This is a genomic window from Flaviflagellibacter deserti (genome assembly GCF_042652085.1).
In the GTDB taxonomy this organism is placed as follows: domain Bacteria; phylum Pseudomonadota; class Alphaproteobacteria; order Rhizobiales; family Methylopilaceae; genus Flaviflagellibacter; species Flaviflagellibacter deserti.
The window spans coordinates 565444-581382 of record NZ_JBHSJF010000006.1; the positions used below are offsets into that span (position 1 = coordinate 565444).

15 protein-coding genes are annotated in these 15939 nt (G+C 64.3%); 6 read left to right on the forward strand and 9 right to left on the reverse strand.

Features of this window, described 5'->3' with window-relative positions; genetic code table 11:
* The first annotated feature begins 17 nt into the window (after positions 1-17).
* Both ACFPFW_RS09720 and ACFPFW_RS09725 read left to right on the forward strand, forming a co-directional pair.
* Entirely contained in the window at positions 18-1607 is a 1590-nt protein-coding gene (locus tag ACFPFW_RS09720) for a hypothetical protein (RefSeq protein WP_114955796.1), read from the forward strand.
* 138 nt (positions 1608-1745) lie between these two features.
* A complete protein-coding gene (locus ACFPFW_RS09725) occupies positions 1746-2576 on the forward strand; it encodes an aldo/keto reductase (protein WP_114955795.1) in 831 nt (276 codons plus the stop codon).
* Here the strand turns inward: ACFPFW_RS09725 and ACFPFW_RS09730 are convergent.
* From ACFPFW_RS09730 to ACFPFW_RS09760, 7 genes are all read right to left on the reverse strand, one after another.
* Complete coding sequence (locus ACFPFW_RS09730; RefSeq protein ID WP_114955794.1) at positions 2573-3163, reverse strand: hypothetical protein; 591 nt, start codon at positions 3161-3163, stop codon at positions 2573-2575. The two genes, ACFPFW_RS09725 and ACFPFW_RS09730, sit on opposite strands and share 4 nt — an antisense overlap.
* Positions 3164-3175: 12 nt before the next feature.
* Positions 3176-5191, reverse strand: a complete 2016-nt coding sequence (gene parE, locus ACFPFW_RS09735; RefSeq protein WP_114955793.1) for a DNA topoisomerase IV subunit B — start codon at positions 5189-5191, stop codon at positions 3176-3178.
* A 555-nt stretch (positions 5192-5746) separates the two neighbouring features.
* Positions 5747-7729: a PhoX family protein gene (locus tag ACFPFW_RS09740; protein ID WP_379770476.1), complete on the reverse strand. Its 1983-nt coding sequence runs from the start codon at positions 7727-7729 to the stop codon at positions 5747-5749.
* 82 nt (positions 7730-7811) lie between these two features.
* A complete protein-coding gene (locus ACFPFW_RS09745; protein ID WP_162799589.1) occupies positions 7812-7967 on the reverse strand; it encodes a hypothetical protein in 156 nt (51 codons plus the stop codon).
* Positions 7968-8077: 110 nt separating this feature from the next.
* Complete coding sequence (gene glnA / locus ACFPFW_RS09750) at positions 8078-9487, reverse strand: type I glutamate--ammonia ligase (protein ID WP_114955792.1); 1410 nt, start codon at positions 9485-9487, stop codon at positions 8078-8080.
* Between the two features lie 63 nt (positions 9488-9550).
* Complete coding sequence (locus ACFPFW_RS09755) at positions 9551-9889, reverse strand: P-II family nitrogen regulator (protein ID WP_114955791.1); 339 nt, start codon at positions 9887-9889, stop codon at positions 9551-9553.
* The gene (locus tag ACFPFW_RS09760) at positions 9886-10140 is read right to left on the reverse strand and encodes a hypothetical protein (protein ID WP_379770481.1); all 255 of its coding nucleotides are present in this window, start codon (positions 10138-10140) and stop codon (positions 9886-9888) included. The genes ACFPFW_RS09755 and ACFPFW_RS09760 overlap by 4 nt, the downstream gene beginning before the upstream one ends.
* Here ACFPFW_RS09760 and ACFPFW_RS09765 point away from each other — a divergent pair.
* Positions 10139-10525, forward strand: coding sequence for a VOC family protein (locus ACFPFW_RS09765; RefSeq protein ID WP_114955790.1), 387 nt, complete (start codon positions 10139-10141; stop codon positions 10523-10525). The two genes, ACFPFW_RS09760 and ACFPFW_RS09765, sit on opposite strands and share 2 nt — an antisense overlap.
* Before the next feature lie 23 nt (positions 10526-10548).
* Positions 10549-11997: an NAD(P)H-hydrate dehydratase gene (locus ACFPFW_RS09770; RefSeq protein WP_114955938.1), complete on the forward strand. Its 1449-nt coding sequence runs from the start codon at positions 10549-10551 to the stop codon at positions 11995-11997.
* Here the strand turns inward: ACFPFW_RS09770 and ACFPFW_RS09775 are convergent.
* Positions 11990-13228: a multicopper oxidase family protein gene (locus tag ACFPFW_RS09775; protein ID WP_114955789.1), complete on the reverse strand. Its 1239-nt coding sequence runs from the start codon at positions 13226-13228 to the stop codon at positions 11990-11992. The two genes, ACFPFW_RS09770 and ACFPFW_RS09775, sit on opposite strands and share 8 nt — an antisense overlap.
* Positions 13229-13279: 51 nt before the next feature.
* Entirely contained in the window at positions 13280-13861 is a 582-nt protein-coding gene (locus tag ACFPFW_RS09780) for a TetR/AcrR family transcriptional regulator (RefSeq protein WP_379770486.1), read from the reverse strand.
* A 146-nt stretch (positions 13862-14007) separates the two neighbouring features.
* Between ACFPFW_RS09780 and ACFPFW_RS09785 the strand changes: the two genes are divergently transcribed.
* Both ACFPFW_RS09785 and ACFPFW_RS09790 read left to right on the forward strand, forming a co-directional pair.
* Positions 14008-15231 carry an MFS transporter gene (locus ACFPFW_RS09785; RefSeq protein WP_114955787.1) on the forward strand — a complete coding sequence of 408 codons (1224 nt, stop codon included), beginning with the start codon at positions 14008-14010 and terminating at the stop codon, positions 15229-15231.
* Between the two features lie 99 nt (positions 15232-15330).
* Positions 15331-15939, forward strand: coding sequence for a sulfite oxidase-like oxidoreductase (locus ACFPFW_RS09790; protein ID WP_114955786.1), 609 nt, complete (start codon positions 15331-15333; stop codon positions 15937-15939).

The following is a 15939-nucleotide window of genomic DNA, read 5'->3' on the forward strand; positions in this document are numbered from 1 at the left end:
GGGCTAGGCACTCAAAAATGGCCAACGATCAAAACGACGAGCTCGCCGGCATCATTTCCGAGCCGGGACGTGGCGCGCCAGAAATAAAGCCCGCGCGGAGCCTCTGGCCACGACCACATGAAGACGTGAAGATCGAGCCCGTGCTTGACGAGCCGAGTCGGGTCGAACCGCTCGTGCCGCGCATCCAGCGGGACGGCGATTTCGAGACCGTACCGAGCGAGGGCTACCAGGCTGTCACGCCGCCGCGCGCTGAGGAGCATATTGCGGCCCCGGAGCCTGTGGCTGAGCGGATCGTCGAGACCCCGGCCGAGATCGTGTCGAGCAACGCCGACGAATTGCTGGCGGAGATCGCCCGCCGTCTCGAACCGAGCTTCGAAAAGAAAGAGCCTGTCGCCGAGACCGCTCCGGAAGTCGAAGCGCCCCGAGCGGAAGAACCCGTTGTCGAGGCGGCTTCCAAGCCGGTCGTGGCGATCGAGCCGGAACCGGTCCACGGGGAATCGGAAGATGCGCCGGTGATCGAGCCGCGTATCGAAGAGCTGGCCGCCGAGCCGCCGGTAAACGAAGAGCCGACCGTTGAGGACCTCATCGAGCGTTCCGAGGAGGATCGTGAGCGCGAGCCGACGATCGAGGCCCTCGCGGCGGCTTCCGAGCCGCGCATGCCGAACCGCATCTCGGTGCTCGACGCCGACCGCTCGTCGGAGTCCGTCGACCTCGACGACACTGGCGGCCGGAGCGGGCGCTTCCTCGCCATGGCGGCCGGTATCATCGTCGCGTTGGCACTTGGCGCACTCGGCTTCATCTATCTCGCGCCGGCATTTGGTATCGGCGGTACTCAGACCGCGTCGAACCAGGCCGAGGAGGTGGCTGAAGCGGCTGCTGTTCCCGTCGCCGCCGCATCCGCTTCCCCCGCTTCGGTGCCGACGCCGGTCGCCAATGCGAACCAGTCCGCCAACATCTCCTCGGACGATCTGAAGGCGATCCGCGACCATCTCGATCAGCTCGAGCAGCGCTTCGCGAAGATCGAGAGCGAACTCGCATCTTCGAACAGGACCGCGGTCGAGGCCAGCGAGAAGCAGATCAAGGAGCTCTCGGCACGCATCGAGCGCGTCGAGAAGCGCGCGCCGCAGTCCGCCGGCACGGCGCCGACGCCCACGCCGACCCCGGTTGCCGCCACGGCTCCGCGCGAGCCTGCTGCGGCTCCGCAGACGACGGCTTCAGCTCCGCGCGACATCACGGCGCCGAGCTCGACGTCGAACTCGCAGGGCACGCCGGCCGAACCGCGTGCGAGCGGTTCGATCGCCAATGAGGCGCCGGCTTCCGAGACGCCGCCGGCGGTTCCGACCCCGCGTCCGACCGCGACCGCGCGTGCCGAATCGGCGGCTCCGCCGACCCCGCGTCTCGGTGCTTCGCCGGACAGCCCTGTCGTCAACGGCTGGGTGGTTCGCGACATCTACAACGGCATGGCCGTCCTGCAGGGCCGCCGCGGCATGGTCGAGGTCGAGCCGGGCGACGAGCTTCCTGACGGCAACAAGGTGCTGGCGATCCGGCGCCTTGGAGGCGACTGGGTGGTCGTGACCGAGCAGGGTATCATCGCCAGCCGTCAGTAAATCAAACTGCCGGGTTGGCGAGCGCGCCAACCGTCACCAGATACAGAAGGCGGCCGGGCAGGGGCTTGGCCGCCTTTCCTTTTGCCGGCCCGCGCATCGTGCTGCGTTCCCGCCCGTCGGCGATTTCTGGAGACTGCAATGCATAAGGTTTCAGCCAATGGCGCGGAAATCCCGGCGCTTGGCTTCGGTACGTTCCGCATGGACAAGCAGGATACGGCGCGCATGGTGCCGTTCGTCCTGAATAACGGTTACCGGCATATCGATACCGCGCAGATCTATAACAATGAGGACGCCGTCGGCGAAGGCATCGCGGCCTCGGGCATCAAGCGCGGCGACATCTTCCTGACGACCAAGATCTGGGTCGACAATTTCCCGAAGAACAGGTTCGCGGCCTCACTCGACGAGAGCCTGAAGAAGCTGAAGACAGATTATGTCGATCTTCTCCTTCTCCATTGGCCGAATGCGGCCGTGCCGCTGGCTGAGCAGATCGCTTCGCTGAATGAGGCTGTCGATGCCGGCAAGGTCCGCCATATCGGTGTCAGCAATTACAACAAGAAGCTGATGGAGCAGGCGGTGGCACTGTCCAATGCGCCGATCGCGACCAACCAGATCGAATATCACCCCTATATCGATCAGGGCGTGGTGCTGGCGGCGGCGCGGGAGCATGGCGTTGCGATCACCGCCTATTACGCGATGGCGGACGGCAAGGTGCTGGAAGACCGGACGATCAAGGCGATCGCCGAACGGCACGGCAAGACGGTTGCGCAGGTCGTGCTGCGCTGGCTGGTCCAGCAGCGGAGTGTCGTGGCCCTGTCGAAGACGGTTGATGAGGACCGGGCGGTCGCCAATGCGGCGATTTTCGATTTCGAGCTTTCGGCTGACGAGATGGGCGCGCTGCACGATCTGCGGCGGCCGTCGGGACGGCTCGTCAGCCCGCCCGGGCTCGCGCCTCTCTGGGACGCGGCCTAGTTCGTTGCCGGGCCGAAGCGGGCATCGCCCGGCTGGCCGACTATGAGGACGAAGGTCTCCCGGAAGCCCTGAGCGTCTTCCGGGGTATCGAAATAAACGGCGGAATTATCCTTGCCGTTCTCGGCCCGCACGGTGGCGAGCGCGAGCTGCGGAGCCTCCGCGCTGCCCTCCAGTTCCTGCGTGGCGACGATCTCGCCGGCGTCGGAAATCCACTGCACGTGCATCGAGAGCTGGCCGCCGAACGCGGTGGCGACGAGGCGCGAGAACCCTTTCCTGCCGTCCGCTTCCCATGGACCGACGACGCGGACCATGACGACGTCCGTTGGCACGGAACCGACAGATGGTGGCAGGTTCGAGGGAGCAGCCGGGGCCGCCGGAGCAGGCGCGGTCTGCGCCGGCGCGATGGTCTGAGGAGTGGCGGGCGAGGGCGCCGGTCCTGGTTTGACCTGGCGGACGGGCTGTTTCTGCTGCTGGGCCGGACGGCTGGTCGCGGAGGGCGTCGTGTCCTGCGCGGCAACGGACGAAGCGAAGGACAGCCCCGCGACGAGGCAAAGAACGATGCGCGCGGGGGAGGTCTTCAGAACCATTGCGATTGGAACCTAAACGTCGAGCTCGCCTGCGAAGGCAGCACGTTCCTGGATGAAATGGAAGCGCGCCTCGGCCTTGGAACCCATCAACCGTTCGACGGCGTTGCGGGTTTCGATCTCATCATCCTCGGCGATCTCGACACGAAGCAACGTGCGCTTTTTCGGGTCCATGGTCGTCTCGCGGAGCTGCTGCGGCATCATCTCACCCAGGCCTTTGAAGCGTCCGACATCGACCTTCTTGTTCTTGAAGGTCGTGGCAATGAGCTTTTCGCGTTCGGCGTCGTCACGGGCGTAGATGGTCGTTGCTCCCGCGGTGATACGGTAAAGCGGCGGAACCGCGAGGTAGAGATGGCCGCCACGAATGAGACCCGGAATTTCGCGGTAGAAATAAGTGACGAGAAGCGATGCGATGTGGGCGCCGTCGACGTCGGCGTCTGTCATCACGATGATCCGCTCGTAGCGGAGATCCTCGTCGCGATAGGACGATCTCGTGCCGCAGCCGAGCGCGAGCAGGAGATCCTGAAGCTGCTGGTTCTGAGCGAGCTTTTCGACGCCGGCATTGGCGACGTTGAGGATCTTGCCGCGTAGCGGCAGCACGGCCTGGTTCTGGCGCGCGCGGGCCTGCTTGGCGGAGCCACCTGCCGAGTCGCCCTCGACGATGAAGAGCTCGGCGCCCTTGGCATGATCCTGCGTGCAGTCCGCGAGCTTGCCGGGAAGGCGCAGCTTGCGGGTCGCGGTCTTGCGCAAAGTCTCCTTTTCGGAGCGGCGGCGCATGCGATCTTCGGCACGCTCGATGACGCGGTCGATCAGCTTGCGGGCCTGCGTCGGCGAGGCGGCTAGCCAATGGTCGAACGGGTCGCGCATCGACGTTTCGACGAGGCGGACGGCCTCGCTGGAGGAGAGCTTCTCCTTGGTCTGGCCCTGGAATTCAGGTTCGCGGATGAAGATCGAGAGCAGGCCGACGCAGCCCGCCATCACGTCTTCCGAGGTGACGTCCTTGAACTTCTTGTTGCCCGTGAGGTCGGCATAGGCCCGCAGGCCGCGCAGCAACGCGGTACGCAGGCCCTGCTCATGCGTGCCGCCCTCGGGTGTCGGGATCGTGTTGCAGTATGAGCGTGTGACACTGTCGCCGTCCTCGGTCCAGGCCAGCGCCCATTCGACGGCGCCCGGGCCGTCATTGGCTTCGACGCGACCGGAGAAGATATCGGCCGTGAGGAGCGCCTGACCTTCGATCGTGGCGCGGAGATAGTCCTTGAGGCCGCCGGGGAATCGGAAGGTCTCCTTTTCCGGCACATCGTCGATGCCGATCAGGAGTTCGGGCGTGCAGGACCAGCGGACCTCGATGCCGGCGAAGAGATAGGCCTTGGCCCGGGTCATCGCGAACAGGCGGGTCGGCTTCAGATGCGCATTCGGGCCGAAGATCAGCGCGTCCGGCTTGAAGCGGACGCGGGTCCCGCGGCGATTGTGGACGGGACCGACCTCTTCGAGTTCCGAGGCGGGCGCGCCGCGCGAATAGAGTTGACGATAGAGCTTCTGGGCGCGGGCGACCTCGACCTCGAGCGTCTCGGAGAGCGCGTTGACGACCGACACGCCGACGCCGTGCAGGCCGCCGGAGGTCGAATAGGCTTTCGAACCGAATTTGCCGCCCGAGTGCAGCGTGGTCAGGATGACTTCGAGCGCCGACTTGTCGGGGAACTTCGGATGGGGGTCGATCGGGATGCCGCGGCCGTTGTCGGAAACCGCGACGAAGCCGTCGGCTTCCATCTCGACCGAGATGAAGGTGGCGTGGCCGGCGACGGCCTCGTCCATCGCGTTGTCGATGACTTCGGCGAAGAGGTGATGCAGCGCCTTCTCGTCGGTGCCGCCGATATACATGCCGGGGCGGCGGCGAACCGGTTCGAGGCCCTCCAGGACTTCGATGTCGGCTGCGGTGTAGCCGCTTTCGCCGGGAGTACCACGTATGGGCTCCGGCTTCGGCGCCGCAGGTTTGCGGGCGAGGGGGCCGGAGCCGAAGAGATCGCTTGCCATGAAATCCAAGATGCCGATTCGCGTTGATGCAACTATCGCATAGCCGTGTGGCGGGACGACAGCGGGCACGCAACAGAAGCGGAAAATGAAAGCGCCCCCGTGGCTTTCGCCAGGGAGCGCCCGACCGTTGGGTTCGCTCGAGTGAGGTCGCCGGCACTATCAGGCTCTGGCGATCGGTTAGAACCTCTGTAGGTCTTTTGCCTTCGTAACTGTATCACGTTCCATCTAGCGAAGTATCGAAAGACACCTGTACGCCTAAATGTATGCCGCTCAACTAGTTTACGATGCTGGGAGTCGATTGTCTGTCTGTCGTAGACGGTATTCGCCGCTTAGATGGACGAGCCGTTTTCCGACGAATTCTGCTGCGGGGGAGTCATTGTCTTAAACCTCCTCTTTCAGCGACTGACATGACGAATGTGCGACTGTCGGGCGGGGGCGTCAAGACGGACGTGGCTATATATGAAAGGCCCACCGGCCACATGGCTGGTGGGCTTCCATAAGCGACTGAGCAAAAAGGAGGACCCGGCGCGGAACCGGATATTCACAGAGCCGTGATCAGGCGATCTTGCCGCCGCCCTTCTTGGTAATCACGAGCACAGACGGGCGCGGTGGCATGCCGTCCTTGAAGTCCGGCCAGCGGGTGAGCGGAGCTTCGAACGTCGCGGGCTTCTTCTCGTCTTCGGATTCGCCGGGATGCTGAACCGCGAGGAACAGGCTCTCGTCGTTCGAGGTGAAGAACGGACCGCACATTTCGGCGCCGGTCGGGACGCGGAAGAAGTGCTTGGACGTGCCGCGCATCTCGCCTTCGGTCTCGATCGCCCAGAGGCCGTCGGCGCGGCCGGTTGCCTTGGCGTTGTTGCCGTCGGTCGAAACCCAGAGGCGACCTTCGCTGTCGACCGCGCAATTGTCGGGCATGCCGAACCAGCCGTTCTTGGTCGTCTCAGACGAGAACGTCGAGCCGACTTCGGCGACCGACGGATCGCCGCAACGCACCAGCACTTCCCAGGCAAACTTGGTCGAGGCGTGGTCGCTGTCGTCCGGCAGCATCTCGACGATGTGGCCGAACTTGTTGTCAGCGCGCGGATTGGCACTGTCGATCTGTTCGACGGTGCGCTTGTTGTTGTTGGTCAGCATGACGTAGACGCGATTGGTCTTCGGATTGGCCTCGATGTCCTCGGGGCGATCCATCTTGGTGGCGCCAAGAAGGTCGCCGGCGCGGCGAGTCTCGATCAGCACGTCGGCCTGGCTCTTGAAGCCGTTGGCCTCGGTCAGCGGACCCTGGCCGTAAACGACCGGAAGCCACTGGCCGGTGCCGTCTGCATTGTACTTGGCGACGTAGAGCGTGCCGGAATCGAGCAGGTCGGCGTTCGCCGCGCGGTTCGCCGGGTCGACCTTGCCGTCGGTGACGAACTTGTAGACGTAGTCGAAGCGCTCGTCGTCGCCGAGATAGACGACGTAGCGGCCGTCCTTGTTGGTGAGGCCGGCGGCGCCCTCATGCTTGAAGCGGCCGAGCGCGGTGCGCTTTTTCGGCGTTGAGGTCGGATCGAACGGGTCGATCTCGACGATCCAGCCGAAGCGGTTCGGCTCGTTCGGCTCCTTCGAGATGTCGAAGCGGTCGTGGAACTTGCCCCAGGCATAGGCCGGGGTACCGATTCCGAGACGCTTGAAGTTCGCGGCCTCGACGCTGCCTTCCGGGAGCTTGCCCCAGAAATAGCCGTTGGTGTTCTCCTCACCGGAGAGCCAGGTGCCCCACGGGGTGATGCCGCCCGAGCAATTGTTGATCATGCCGTGGACCGACTTGCCCGCGGCGTCGGCCGAGGTCTTGAGGCGGTCGTGGCCGGCGGCCGGGCCGGTGATCGCCATCGGCGTCTCGGCGGTGATGCGGCGGGTGTATTTCGAGTCCTTGACCTGTTCCCAGCGGCCGTCGGCTCCGCGGCGGATTTCGAGAACGGAACCGCCATGCGCGGCCATTTCGATATCGACCAGATCCTTCGTCATCTTGCCGAAGGCGGCGGTCTTCGAATCCTGCAATTCGACGCCCGGGAACATCAGTTCCTCGTTCGTGTACTCGTGATTGCAGACGAGGAGGCCATGGTCCGGCGAGCCCTCGATCGGGAAGAAGCCGATATAGTCGCTGTTATAGCCGAACTGCTTGGCCTGCTTCTCGGCCGTCTGAGCTAGCGGGTCGAATTCCGGCGCGTCCGGGAAGATCGGGTCACCCCAGCGGAACAGGATCTGGGTGTCGTAGCCCTCGGCCACGTGATGGGTCTGATCGACGCCGGCCTCGATCTCGATGAAGTCAAAGCTCGGCTTGCCGGCGGCCTTGGCGGTCGCGGGAGCCGGGGCGCCCTGCGCCATGGCGCGGCTGCCCACGGTCGCGGAGATGGCGGCCACGGCGAGCGAACCGCGCAGAAGATCGCGGCGGTTGAAGCGGGCGGCGATGATTTCGCCCATCGTGGCGTTGTCGGTCGGATTGCCGGCGGAATCGCCCGAACCTTCGAGCTCGCTCGGCCGTAGGAAGTCGATGGATTTAGTCACGGAAGTACCTCCAGACGCGCGCGATCATGCGCGTTGGAGGCGAAACTAGAAACGTTCTATGTAGCTCGGGTGACAGGCCCGGCTATTCCGGCTCGTTCTTGTAGAGCCGATCCGCTGCTTGCTCCTGCATCCGACCCTCGGCCGGCGTCTTGCGGCGGGAGCGGACGATTCCGTAGATGATCGCGGCCCCCAGAACGAGGAAGCCGAGATCGATGATCAGCCAAGCGATACCGCTCATCTGGGTTCTCCTTTGCGAAGAAAACCCCGGCGAAGCGATCTTGTTTCCAGAAACGAAAAAGCCGGGGCGTGAGGCCCCGGCTTCTCCTGGACTGAACTGAACCCTGCGGATCAGTGCGAGTAGTACATCTCGTACTCGACCGGGTGCGGGGTGTGCTCGAACTTGATGACGTCCTGCATCTTCAGCGAGATGTAGGCGTCGATGAAGTCGTCGTTGAACACGCCGCCGGCCTTCAGGAATTCACGATCGTTGTCGAGGCTCTCAAGCGCTTCACGCAGCGAGCCGCAGACGGTCGGAATTTCCTTCAGCTCTTCCGGCGGCAGCTCGTAGAGGTCCTTGTCCATCGGCTGGCCGGGATCGATCTTGTTCAGGATGCCGTCCATGCCGGCCATCGTGAGCGCGGCGAACGCCAGATACGGGTTCGCCAGCGGATCCGGGAAGCGGACTTCGACGCGCTTTGCCTTCGGGTTGGTCGAGAAGGGGATACGGCAGGACGCGGAACGGTTGCGGGCCGAATAGGCCAGCAGAACCGGAGCCTCGAAGCCCGGGACGAGACGCTTGTAGGAGTTCGTTGACGGGTTGGTGAAGGCATTTACGGCCTTGGCGTGCTTGATGACGCCGCCGATGTACCACAGGCATTCCTGCGACAGGCCGGCATACTTGTCACCCGCGAAGAGCGGCTTGCCGTCCTTCCAGATCGACTGGTGGCAATGCATGCCCGAGCCGTTGTCGCCATAGACCGGCTTCGGCATGAAGGTCGCCGACTTGCCGAACGAGTGCGCGACGTTGTGGATGCAGTACTTGTAGATCATCAGCTGGTCGGCCATCAGCGTCAGCGTGTCGAACTTCATGCCGAGTTCGTGCTGCGCGGAGGCGACTTCGTGATGGTGCTTCTCGACGGTGACGCCCATCGAGGCCATGGCGGCGAGCATCTCGCCACGGATGTCCTGGCCGGAATCGACCGGCGGAACCGGGAAGTAACCACCCTTTACCGGGATGTGATAGCCGTTGTTGCCGGCTTCATACGCGGTGTCGGAGTTGGTCGGCAGTTCCGGATGGTCGACCTGGAAGCCGACCTTGTACGGGGTCGCTGAGTACTTCACGTCGTCGAAGATGAAGAATTCGGCTTCGGGGCCGAACGAGATGGTGTCGCCCACGCCCGTCGACTTCACATAGGCTTCGGCCTTGACGGCCATGCCGCGCGGATCACGGTCATAGGGCTGGCCGGTGGTCGGCTCGAGAACGTTACAGACGATCGACAGGGTCGAGGCGGCGAAGAACGGGTCGAGGCAGGCGGTCTCCGGGACCGGCATCAGCAGCATGTCCGACTCGTTGATGGCCTTCCAGCCGGCGATCGACGAACCGTCGAACATCTGGCCTTCAGCGAAGAATTCCTCGTCCACCATCGTGATGTCGAACGTGACGTGCTGCCACTTGCCCCGCGGATCGGTGAAACGGAGGTCGACGTACTTGATGTCCTTTTCCTTGATAAAGGAGAGGACTTCCTGGGCAGTCTTCATTTGCTATCCCCTGTCAGAAACTAATTTTGCTTGGGAACCGGCCGGGAAGCCGGAATGGTGGGATCAGATCGCGTCTACGCCGGTCTCGCCGGTGCGGATGCGGATGACTTCCTCGATCGTGGACACGAAGATCTTGCCGTCGCCAATGCGACCTGTCTGCGCAGCCTTGCGGATGGCGTCGATGGCCCCCTCGACCATTTCGTCGCCGATCACCACTTCGATCTTCACCTTCGGCAGGAAGTCCACGACATATTCGGCGCCGCGATACAGCTCCGTGTGGCCTTTCTGACGGCCGAAGCCCTTGGCCTCGATGACGGTGATGCCTTGCACTCCGACCTGCTGCAGCGCTTCCTTCACCTCATCGAGCTTGAACGGCTTGATGACGGCCTCGATTTTTTTCATTTCCAACTCTCCTGGAACGCCGGAGCGACCGCCGGGCTAAAAGCAGCATTCGTGCCACGGGATGGCACGAGCCGCTTATTCGCGATCCGAGGGGCGATCCCGGCCTGACGACGGGAAAAGCGCGTAAAATCTAGTCGTTTGCATAATATATAGGCAAAACATTTGTGCAGAAGATTTTCATCCTGCATGCCGATTGGGCATAGCGGCTGAGCGGTTGGCAAAAGTCCGACCGAATGGTCTTCTGCCGGCATGAAGGTTCTCCGGATCGACCATCTCGTCCTGACCGTTTCCTCGATCCCCCGCTCCGTCGCATTCTATCGTGACGTTCTCGGGGTTGAGGAGAAATTGTTCGGCGAGGATCGCATCGCGTTGTCGCTCGGCGAGCAGAAGATCAATCTGCACCAGGTCAATCATACGTTCGAACCGAAGGCCGCATGTCCGATGCCAGGATCGGCCGATCTCTGTTTCGTGGTCGAGGATCTGGATGCCGCCGTCAGCCGCATCGCCAGGGCGGGGATCACGATCGAAGAGGGGCCTGTGACGCGCTCCGGCGCCTTGGGGCCGATCCAGTCCATTTATGTCCGCGATCCGGACCTGAACCTGATCGAGCTGTCCGTTTACGGGACCGCCGCGTGATCGAGCTTCTGACCAACGAGGAGATGAAGACGGCCGATGCCGCGACGATCGCGGGCGGCGTGCCGGGGATTGACCTGATGGAAGCGGCCGGCCGGGCGGTGGCGGATGCCGCGCGCGGGATGTGCCCCGTGCCGTGCACGGTCGCGGTGGTCTGCGGGCCGGGCAACAATGGCGGCGACGGCTTCGTTGGGGCGCGGCTTCTCGCCGAATGGGGCTATCCGGTCCGGCTGATGCTGCTTGGTAGTCGCGCCGCGTTGAGAGGTGACGCGGCTGTCGCGGCGAAGAGGTGGGCCGGCGAGGCGGAGCGGTTCGACGCGGGAACGCTGAAAGGCTGTGGTCTGATCGTGGATGCGCTCTTCGGCGCCGGTCTGACGCGCGATCTCGACGGTGAGGCAAAGGCGGCCGTCGAGAGGATCAATGCTTCCGACTGCCCCGTGCTGGCGGTTGATGTGCCGTCCGGCGTCGATGGCGACAGCGGCCGGGTGCGCGGAGTCGCGGTGAAGGCGACGAAGACCGTGACCTTCTTCCGCTACAAACCCGGACATCTGCTACTGCCGGGCCGGATGCTCTGCGGCGAGCGGGTACTGGCGCAGATCGGAATTCCGGATGCGGTGTTGCCGGAGATCGGCTCGCGGAGCTTTCACAACGTGCCAGCGCTTTGGCGCGCGGGCTATCCCGAGCCTAGCCTCGAAAGTCACAAGTACACGCGTGGACATGCGCTTGTCGCCGCCGGCTCGGAGATGGCGGGGGCCGCGCGTCTGGCATCGCGGGCGTCGCTCCGGGCGGGCGCCGGCGTGGTGACGGTCGCGGCATCGACCGAGATGCTGCCGATCTTCAAGGCGGCGCTTGAAGCGGTGATTGTTCGCGCGATGGACGATCTCGACGATTACGCGCATCTGCTTGAAGACAAACGTCGCAATGCGCTCCTCGTCGGGCCGGGTGCGGGGCTCGGCGCGGACACGCGCGACCGGGTGCGAATGGCGCTTGGCGCGGGCCGCCCGGTAGTCCTGGACGCCGATGCCCTGACGAGTTTCGAGACACAGCCGCGCGCGATGCATCAGGCGATCGCGGCGTCTGACCGGCCGGTCGTGATGACACCTCACGAAGGCGAATTCAGACGATTGTTCCGCCAGATCGCAGAAGGCTCTGACTCAAAGCTTGAAAAGGCCAGAGCGGCGGCAGCCCTGTCCGGAGCGGTGATCGTGCTGAAGGGCGCGGACACTGTCGTGGCGTCACCGGACAGGCGGGCCGCTATCGCCGATAATGGAACGCCGTGGCTGGCGACGGCGGGCTCCGGTGACGTGCTCGCGGGGATCGTGACCGGGCTGCTCGCGCAGAACATGCCGGGTTTCGAAGCGGCGTGCGCGGCGGTGTGGCTGCACGGAGAGGCCGGGAGTTCGATTGGTCCCGGACTGATTTCGGAAGATCTGCCTGACGCCCTGCCGGGCGTGCTGAAGCGGCTGCTCAGCTGACGACGAAGAAGGCACGTGCCGACGGGGCCTCGCCTTCGAGCGGCATCAAGTTGACCGCATAGCGGCCGGGTTCTCCGGCGATGAAGGCCAGTCGCTCGGTCGCGCCCGGTTCGATCAGAAGCGTGTCGTTCCACCAAGGCTTCCATCCGTCGTCCAGCGCATCGAGATGGCGGGCGGTATGGCCTTCGATGGCGACCGCGCAGAGTTCCTCGCCGTTGGCGATGCTGATCTCGACGGTCTGGCCTTTTTTGGCGGTGACGAGAGGATCCTTTGGCGCGGAGCCGGCTTTCCACGTCGCCCGAGAGGCCTTCTGCAGCGGCAACTCCCTCGGCAAAGCGGGATTGTCAGGGAGGACGCCCGCGAGTTCGCGCGGCGCCGCGGGCTCGCCCTCGACGGTGATGTCGACGAGGAATCGGCCAGCTTCGAAATCATCCTGGATCTGCATCATGCCTGTCTGCGCGGCTTCGACCAGGACGTCGGCACGTCCGAGCGGCGGCAGGATGAGGCGCCGCTCGAGCGGCGGAAAGGGCGGGCAGGGCTGACCGTCGAGCGCGATGATCGCGACCCCCTCGGGGAGAACGGCGGCTGCCGGCGCGAAGGGATTGAGATTGATGAAGCGGAGGCGCAGGCGTTCGCCGGGACGAGCCTTGAGCTTGAGGTCCGGTACGCCATTGACCAAAGCGAGACGGCGGGGCGGCTTCCCGGCCCCCTTATCGGGAAGCGCAATCGCGTTGAGTGCGACGACGACGTCCTGATCGGCGATCGAGGGCTCGTCGGCCGAGACCAAGATTGGACCCGCGAGAAGGATGGTGTCGCCTTCGCGCGTGGTGTCGGCCGCGATGAGGCGGTAGAGGAAACTGCCAGGATCCGGAGCGGTGAAGACGAGTTTGCGCGTCTCGCCGGGCGCGACCGGGGTGTCGGCACCATCAACCGCCCGGCCTCGCAGACCCTGGGTAGCGACAGTCACCGCGATATCGAGGTCATTGGCGAACGAGGCCGTGAGGGCGGTGCCGCGCTCGAGTTTGAGAACCGGACCGGCGGCCGTGCCGAAATTCGGAGCTTCCAGCGCTTCTTCGGATGTCAGGCGGGTTGGGGATCTGACAGCGCGAAGTTTGAAGCCGGGTTCGCGAAGGGCGGAATAGGGGATGTCCTGCGCCCGTACGCCCGTGGCGAGGAGGGCGGCGCCGGCGCCGCTGAGAAATTCACGGCGGGAAGGGCGTATGAAGATCATCCCGCTTCTATAGGCGGGCGGCGCGGAGTTTCAACCGCGCCGGGGATCGGGTCATTTCGGGAATGCGAGGAGAGCCGTGTCGACGACGCGGTTCAGATCGGCGCGGCAGGCACCACTGGAGGCCTGGAGCGCGATGCCCTGAAGGACAGTCATGACGTATTGCGTCAGGGCCTCGGGGTTCGAATCCGACGGAAGATCACCATCGGCCCTGGCCCTCTCCAATCGGCCCTGAAGCGCGGCCGCCTTGGCGGCGTGGTGCTTCATGATCTCTTCGCGGAGTTCTTCGGTGCCGCAATCGCAGGCCAGGGTCGCCTTGGCGCCTAGGCAACCGCCGGGATTGTCCGGATCGCTGACCACATCGACGGTGCGACGCATCATGTATTCGACGACCTTGCGGGCGGTCGGTTCGGCGAGAGCGACCTGCAGATGCGAGGTCGGGCCCTTGCCATAGCGGTCGAGCACGGCGCGGAACAGGCCTTCCTTGTTCCCGAATGCCGCGTAGAGGCTCGGTGGGTTGATACCCATGGCCTTGGTCAGGTCGGCGAGGGATGCACCCTCGTAGCCTCGACGCCAGAACACGCGCATCGCTTGATCGAGCGCCGTGTCCACGTCGAACGACCGCGGCCGTCCCATTGCCATCTCAACTCACTCCTTTGGGTTCGTCGCTACCTATGCGGCTTGACGTATTTCGTCGAGTCATACATTTGTAGCGGTCAATACATTATTAAACGCGGTCCGTGCCGAAAGAGCCAGTCCGTATCTTCCCGGAGTACATAGTAATGATTGATACAAATCGCGAGGGTGCGGCCCCGCGTTCTTCTTCGTTGCGTTCGTGGCTCGCCGTGTCCTCCGTTGCCGTCGGCACGTTCGGCCTTGTGACGACAGAGTTTTTGCCGATCGGGCTGCTGACGACGATTGCCCGCGATCTCGGGATTACGGACGGGCAGGCGGGATTGCTGGTGACGATGCCGGCGCTGGTTGCGGCCGTCGCGGCGCCGAGCCTGTTGCTTCTCGCCGGAAAGCTTGATCGCAAATTCGCGCTGCTCATCCTGTCGAGCCTGCTGGTGGCAACGAACATTCTGGCGTCGCTCGCGCCCAATCTTGTCACGATTCTCTTTGCCCGTTTCCTGCTCGGCATGGCGGTCGGCGGATTCTGGGCGATCGCGGCCAGTGTCGGCGTGAGGCTCGTGCCGGAGGAGCAGGGGGCGAAGGCGACATCGCTGATCCTCGCCGGCGTTTCGCTCGGTACGATCCTGGGGGTTCCTGCCGGTTCGATGATTGGCGAACTCTTCGGCTGGCGCGCGGCCTTCGTCACTGCGGGCACGCTCGGCGCGCTGGTCTTTATCGCCCAGTTCTTCTTCTTGCCGCGCCTTCCGGCGTCGCACGCGATCGTGTTTTCCGATCTGATCGCGCCGTTCAAGGACCCGATTGCCCGACTCGGCATCATCGCCTCGATCTTCATGGCTGTCGGCCAGTTCTCGACCTACACCTATATGGAGCCGTTTCTCCGGCATGTTTCGGCGTTCGGGCCAAATCTGATCGCGGCGGCGCTTGTCGGCTATGGTGTGCTCGGCCTGCTCGGTAACGTGCTCGGCGGTATGGTCGTTGCGAAGAGCGTCCGCGCCGGCATGATGGGCACATCGGCCCTGCTCGGCACGACCATGCTGCTGATGCCGACCATCGGCTCCTCGCAGATCGGCGCTGGTGTCCTGGTCCTTATCTGGGGTCTGGCCTTCGGCGCGCTGCCGGTTTCGGTCCAGACCTGGACGCTGAAGGCATCGCCCGAAACTCCCGAAGCGGCTATGGCCGTCATCGTCTTCGTGTTCCAGATCGCGCTTGCATCCGGAGCGTTCGTCGGCGGTTCGGTGGTCGACGGCCTTGGCGTGTCGAGCGTGATGTATCTCGGCGGTGCGCTGATGGTGCTCGCGGTCGCGGCGCTGACCGTTAATCGCAAGTCGCCTGACAATGCCGTGGTTCTCGCTGCGGGTACGGCGGCGCACTGACGTAACTCCCGTCCCGATGGCTGCCTATAGCCATCGGACGATTGCGCTTTCTATCGGGCTGGCGGAGTTTAGCCGTCGCTGTCGCGGCGGAGGAGAATGATGGTCACGCGTGGATTTTTCGGACGGCAGCCGCCGCCCGATATTTCAAATCGGGTCCCGCCGGGGCAGGCGCTGACGGACGACTTTCCGGTCCTGTCCGCCGGGCCGACGCCGAAAGTGCCGCTCGATACATGGAAGTTCACGCTGAAGGTCGGCCCGCGTCCGGTCAAGAGCTGGACGTGGGAGGAATTCAACGCGCTGCCGCAGACCAGGATGACCCGCGACATCCATTGCGTGACGACCTGGTCCAAGCTCGACACGCCCTGGCAGGGCGTGATGATCGACGACCTGCTCGGCGACGCGAACATCGAGCCGCCGACCGGCTTCACGCTGGCGCATTCCTTCGATGGCTACACGACTAATGTGCCGACGGCCGATCTCGTTGGCGGCAAGTCGATGGTCGCGACCCATTTCGAGGGCAAGCCGCTGACGCCCGATCATGGCGGCCCGGCGCGTCTCCTCGTGCCGCACCTCTATTTCTGGAAGTCGGCGAAGTGGGTCAACGCGCTCCAGTTCACCGAGCGCGACGAACTCGGCTTCTGGGAGCTGCGCGGCTACCACGCCTATGGCGATCCCTGGCGGGAGCAGCGCTATACGGGCGATCCGTAG

What these genes read in the sequence shown, in the direction of transcription:
- ACFPFW_RS09720 (WP_114955796.1), top strand. Translation starts at nt 18, where the DNA reads ATGGCCAACGATCAAAACGACGAGCTCGCCGGCATCATTTCCGAGCCG.
- ACFPFW_RS09725 (WP_114955795.1), top strand. Translation starts at nt 1,746, where the DNA reads ATGCATAAGGTTTCAGCCAATGGCGCGGAAATCCCGGCGCTTGGCTTC.
- ACFPFW_RS09730 (WP_114955794.1), bottom strand. Translation starts at nt 3,163, where the DNA reads ATGGTTCTGAAGACCTCCCCCGCGCGCATCGTTCTTTGCCTCGTCGCG.
- parE (WP_114955793.1), bottom strand. Translation starts at nt 5,191, where the DNA reads ATGGCAAGCGATCTCTTCGGCTCCGGCCCCCTCGCCCGCAAACCTGCG.
- ACFPFW_RS09745 (WP_162799589.1), bottom strand. Translation starts at nt 7,967, where the DNA reads ATGAGCGGTATCGCTTGGCTGATCATCGATCTCGGCTTCCTCGTTCTG.
- glnA (WP_114955792.1), bottom strand. Translation starts at nt 9,487, where the DNA reads ATGAAGACTGCCCAGGAAGTCCTCTCCTTTATCAAGGAAAAGGACATC.
- ACFPFW_RS09755 (WP_114955791.1), bottom strand. Translation starts at nt 9,889, where the DNA reads ATGAAAAAAATCGAGGCCGTCATCAAGCCGTTCAAGCTCGATGAGGTG.
- ACFPFW_RS09765 (WP_114955790.1), top strand. Translation starts at nt 10,139, where the DNA reads ATGAAGGTTCTCCGGATCGACCATCTCGTCCTGACCGTTTCCTCGATC.
- ACFPFW_RS09760 (WP_379770481.1), bottom strand. Translation starts at nt 10,140, where the DNA reads ATGCCGGCAGAAGACCATTCGGTCGGACTTTTGCCAACCGCTCAGCCG.
- ACFPFW_RS09770 (WP_114955938.1), top strand. Translation starts at nt 10,549, where the DNA reads ATGAAGACGGCCGATGCCGCGACGATCGCGGGCGGCGTGCCGGGGATT.
- ACFPFW_RS09775 (WP_114955789.1), bottom strand. Translation starts at nt 13,228, where the DNA reads ATGATCTTCATACGCCCTTCCCGCCGTGAATTTCTCAGCGGCGCCGGC.
- ACFPFW_RS09780 (WP_379770486.1), bottom strand. Translation starts at nt 13,861, where the DNA reads ATGGGACGGCCGCGGTCGTTCGACGTGGACACGGCGCTCGATCAAGCG.
- ACFPFW_RS09785 (WP_114955787.1), top strand. Translation starts at nt 14,008, where the DNA reads ATGATTGATACAAATCGCGAGGGTGCGGCCCCGCGTTCTTCTTCGTTG.
- ACFPFW_RS09790 (WP_114955786.1), top strand. Translation starts at nt 15,331, where the DNA reads ATGGTCACGCGTGGATTTTTCGGACGGCAGCCGCCGCCCGATATTTCA.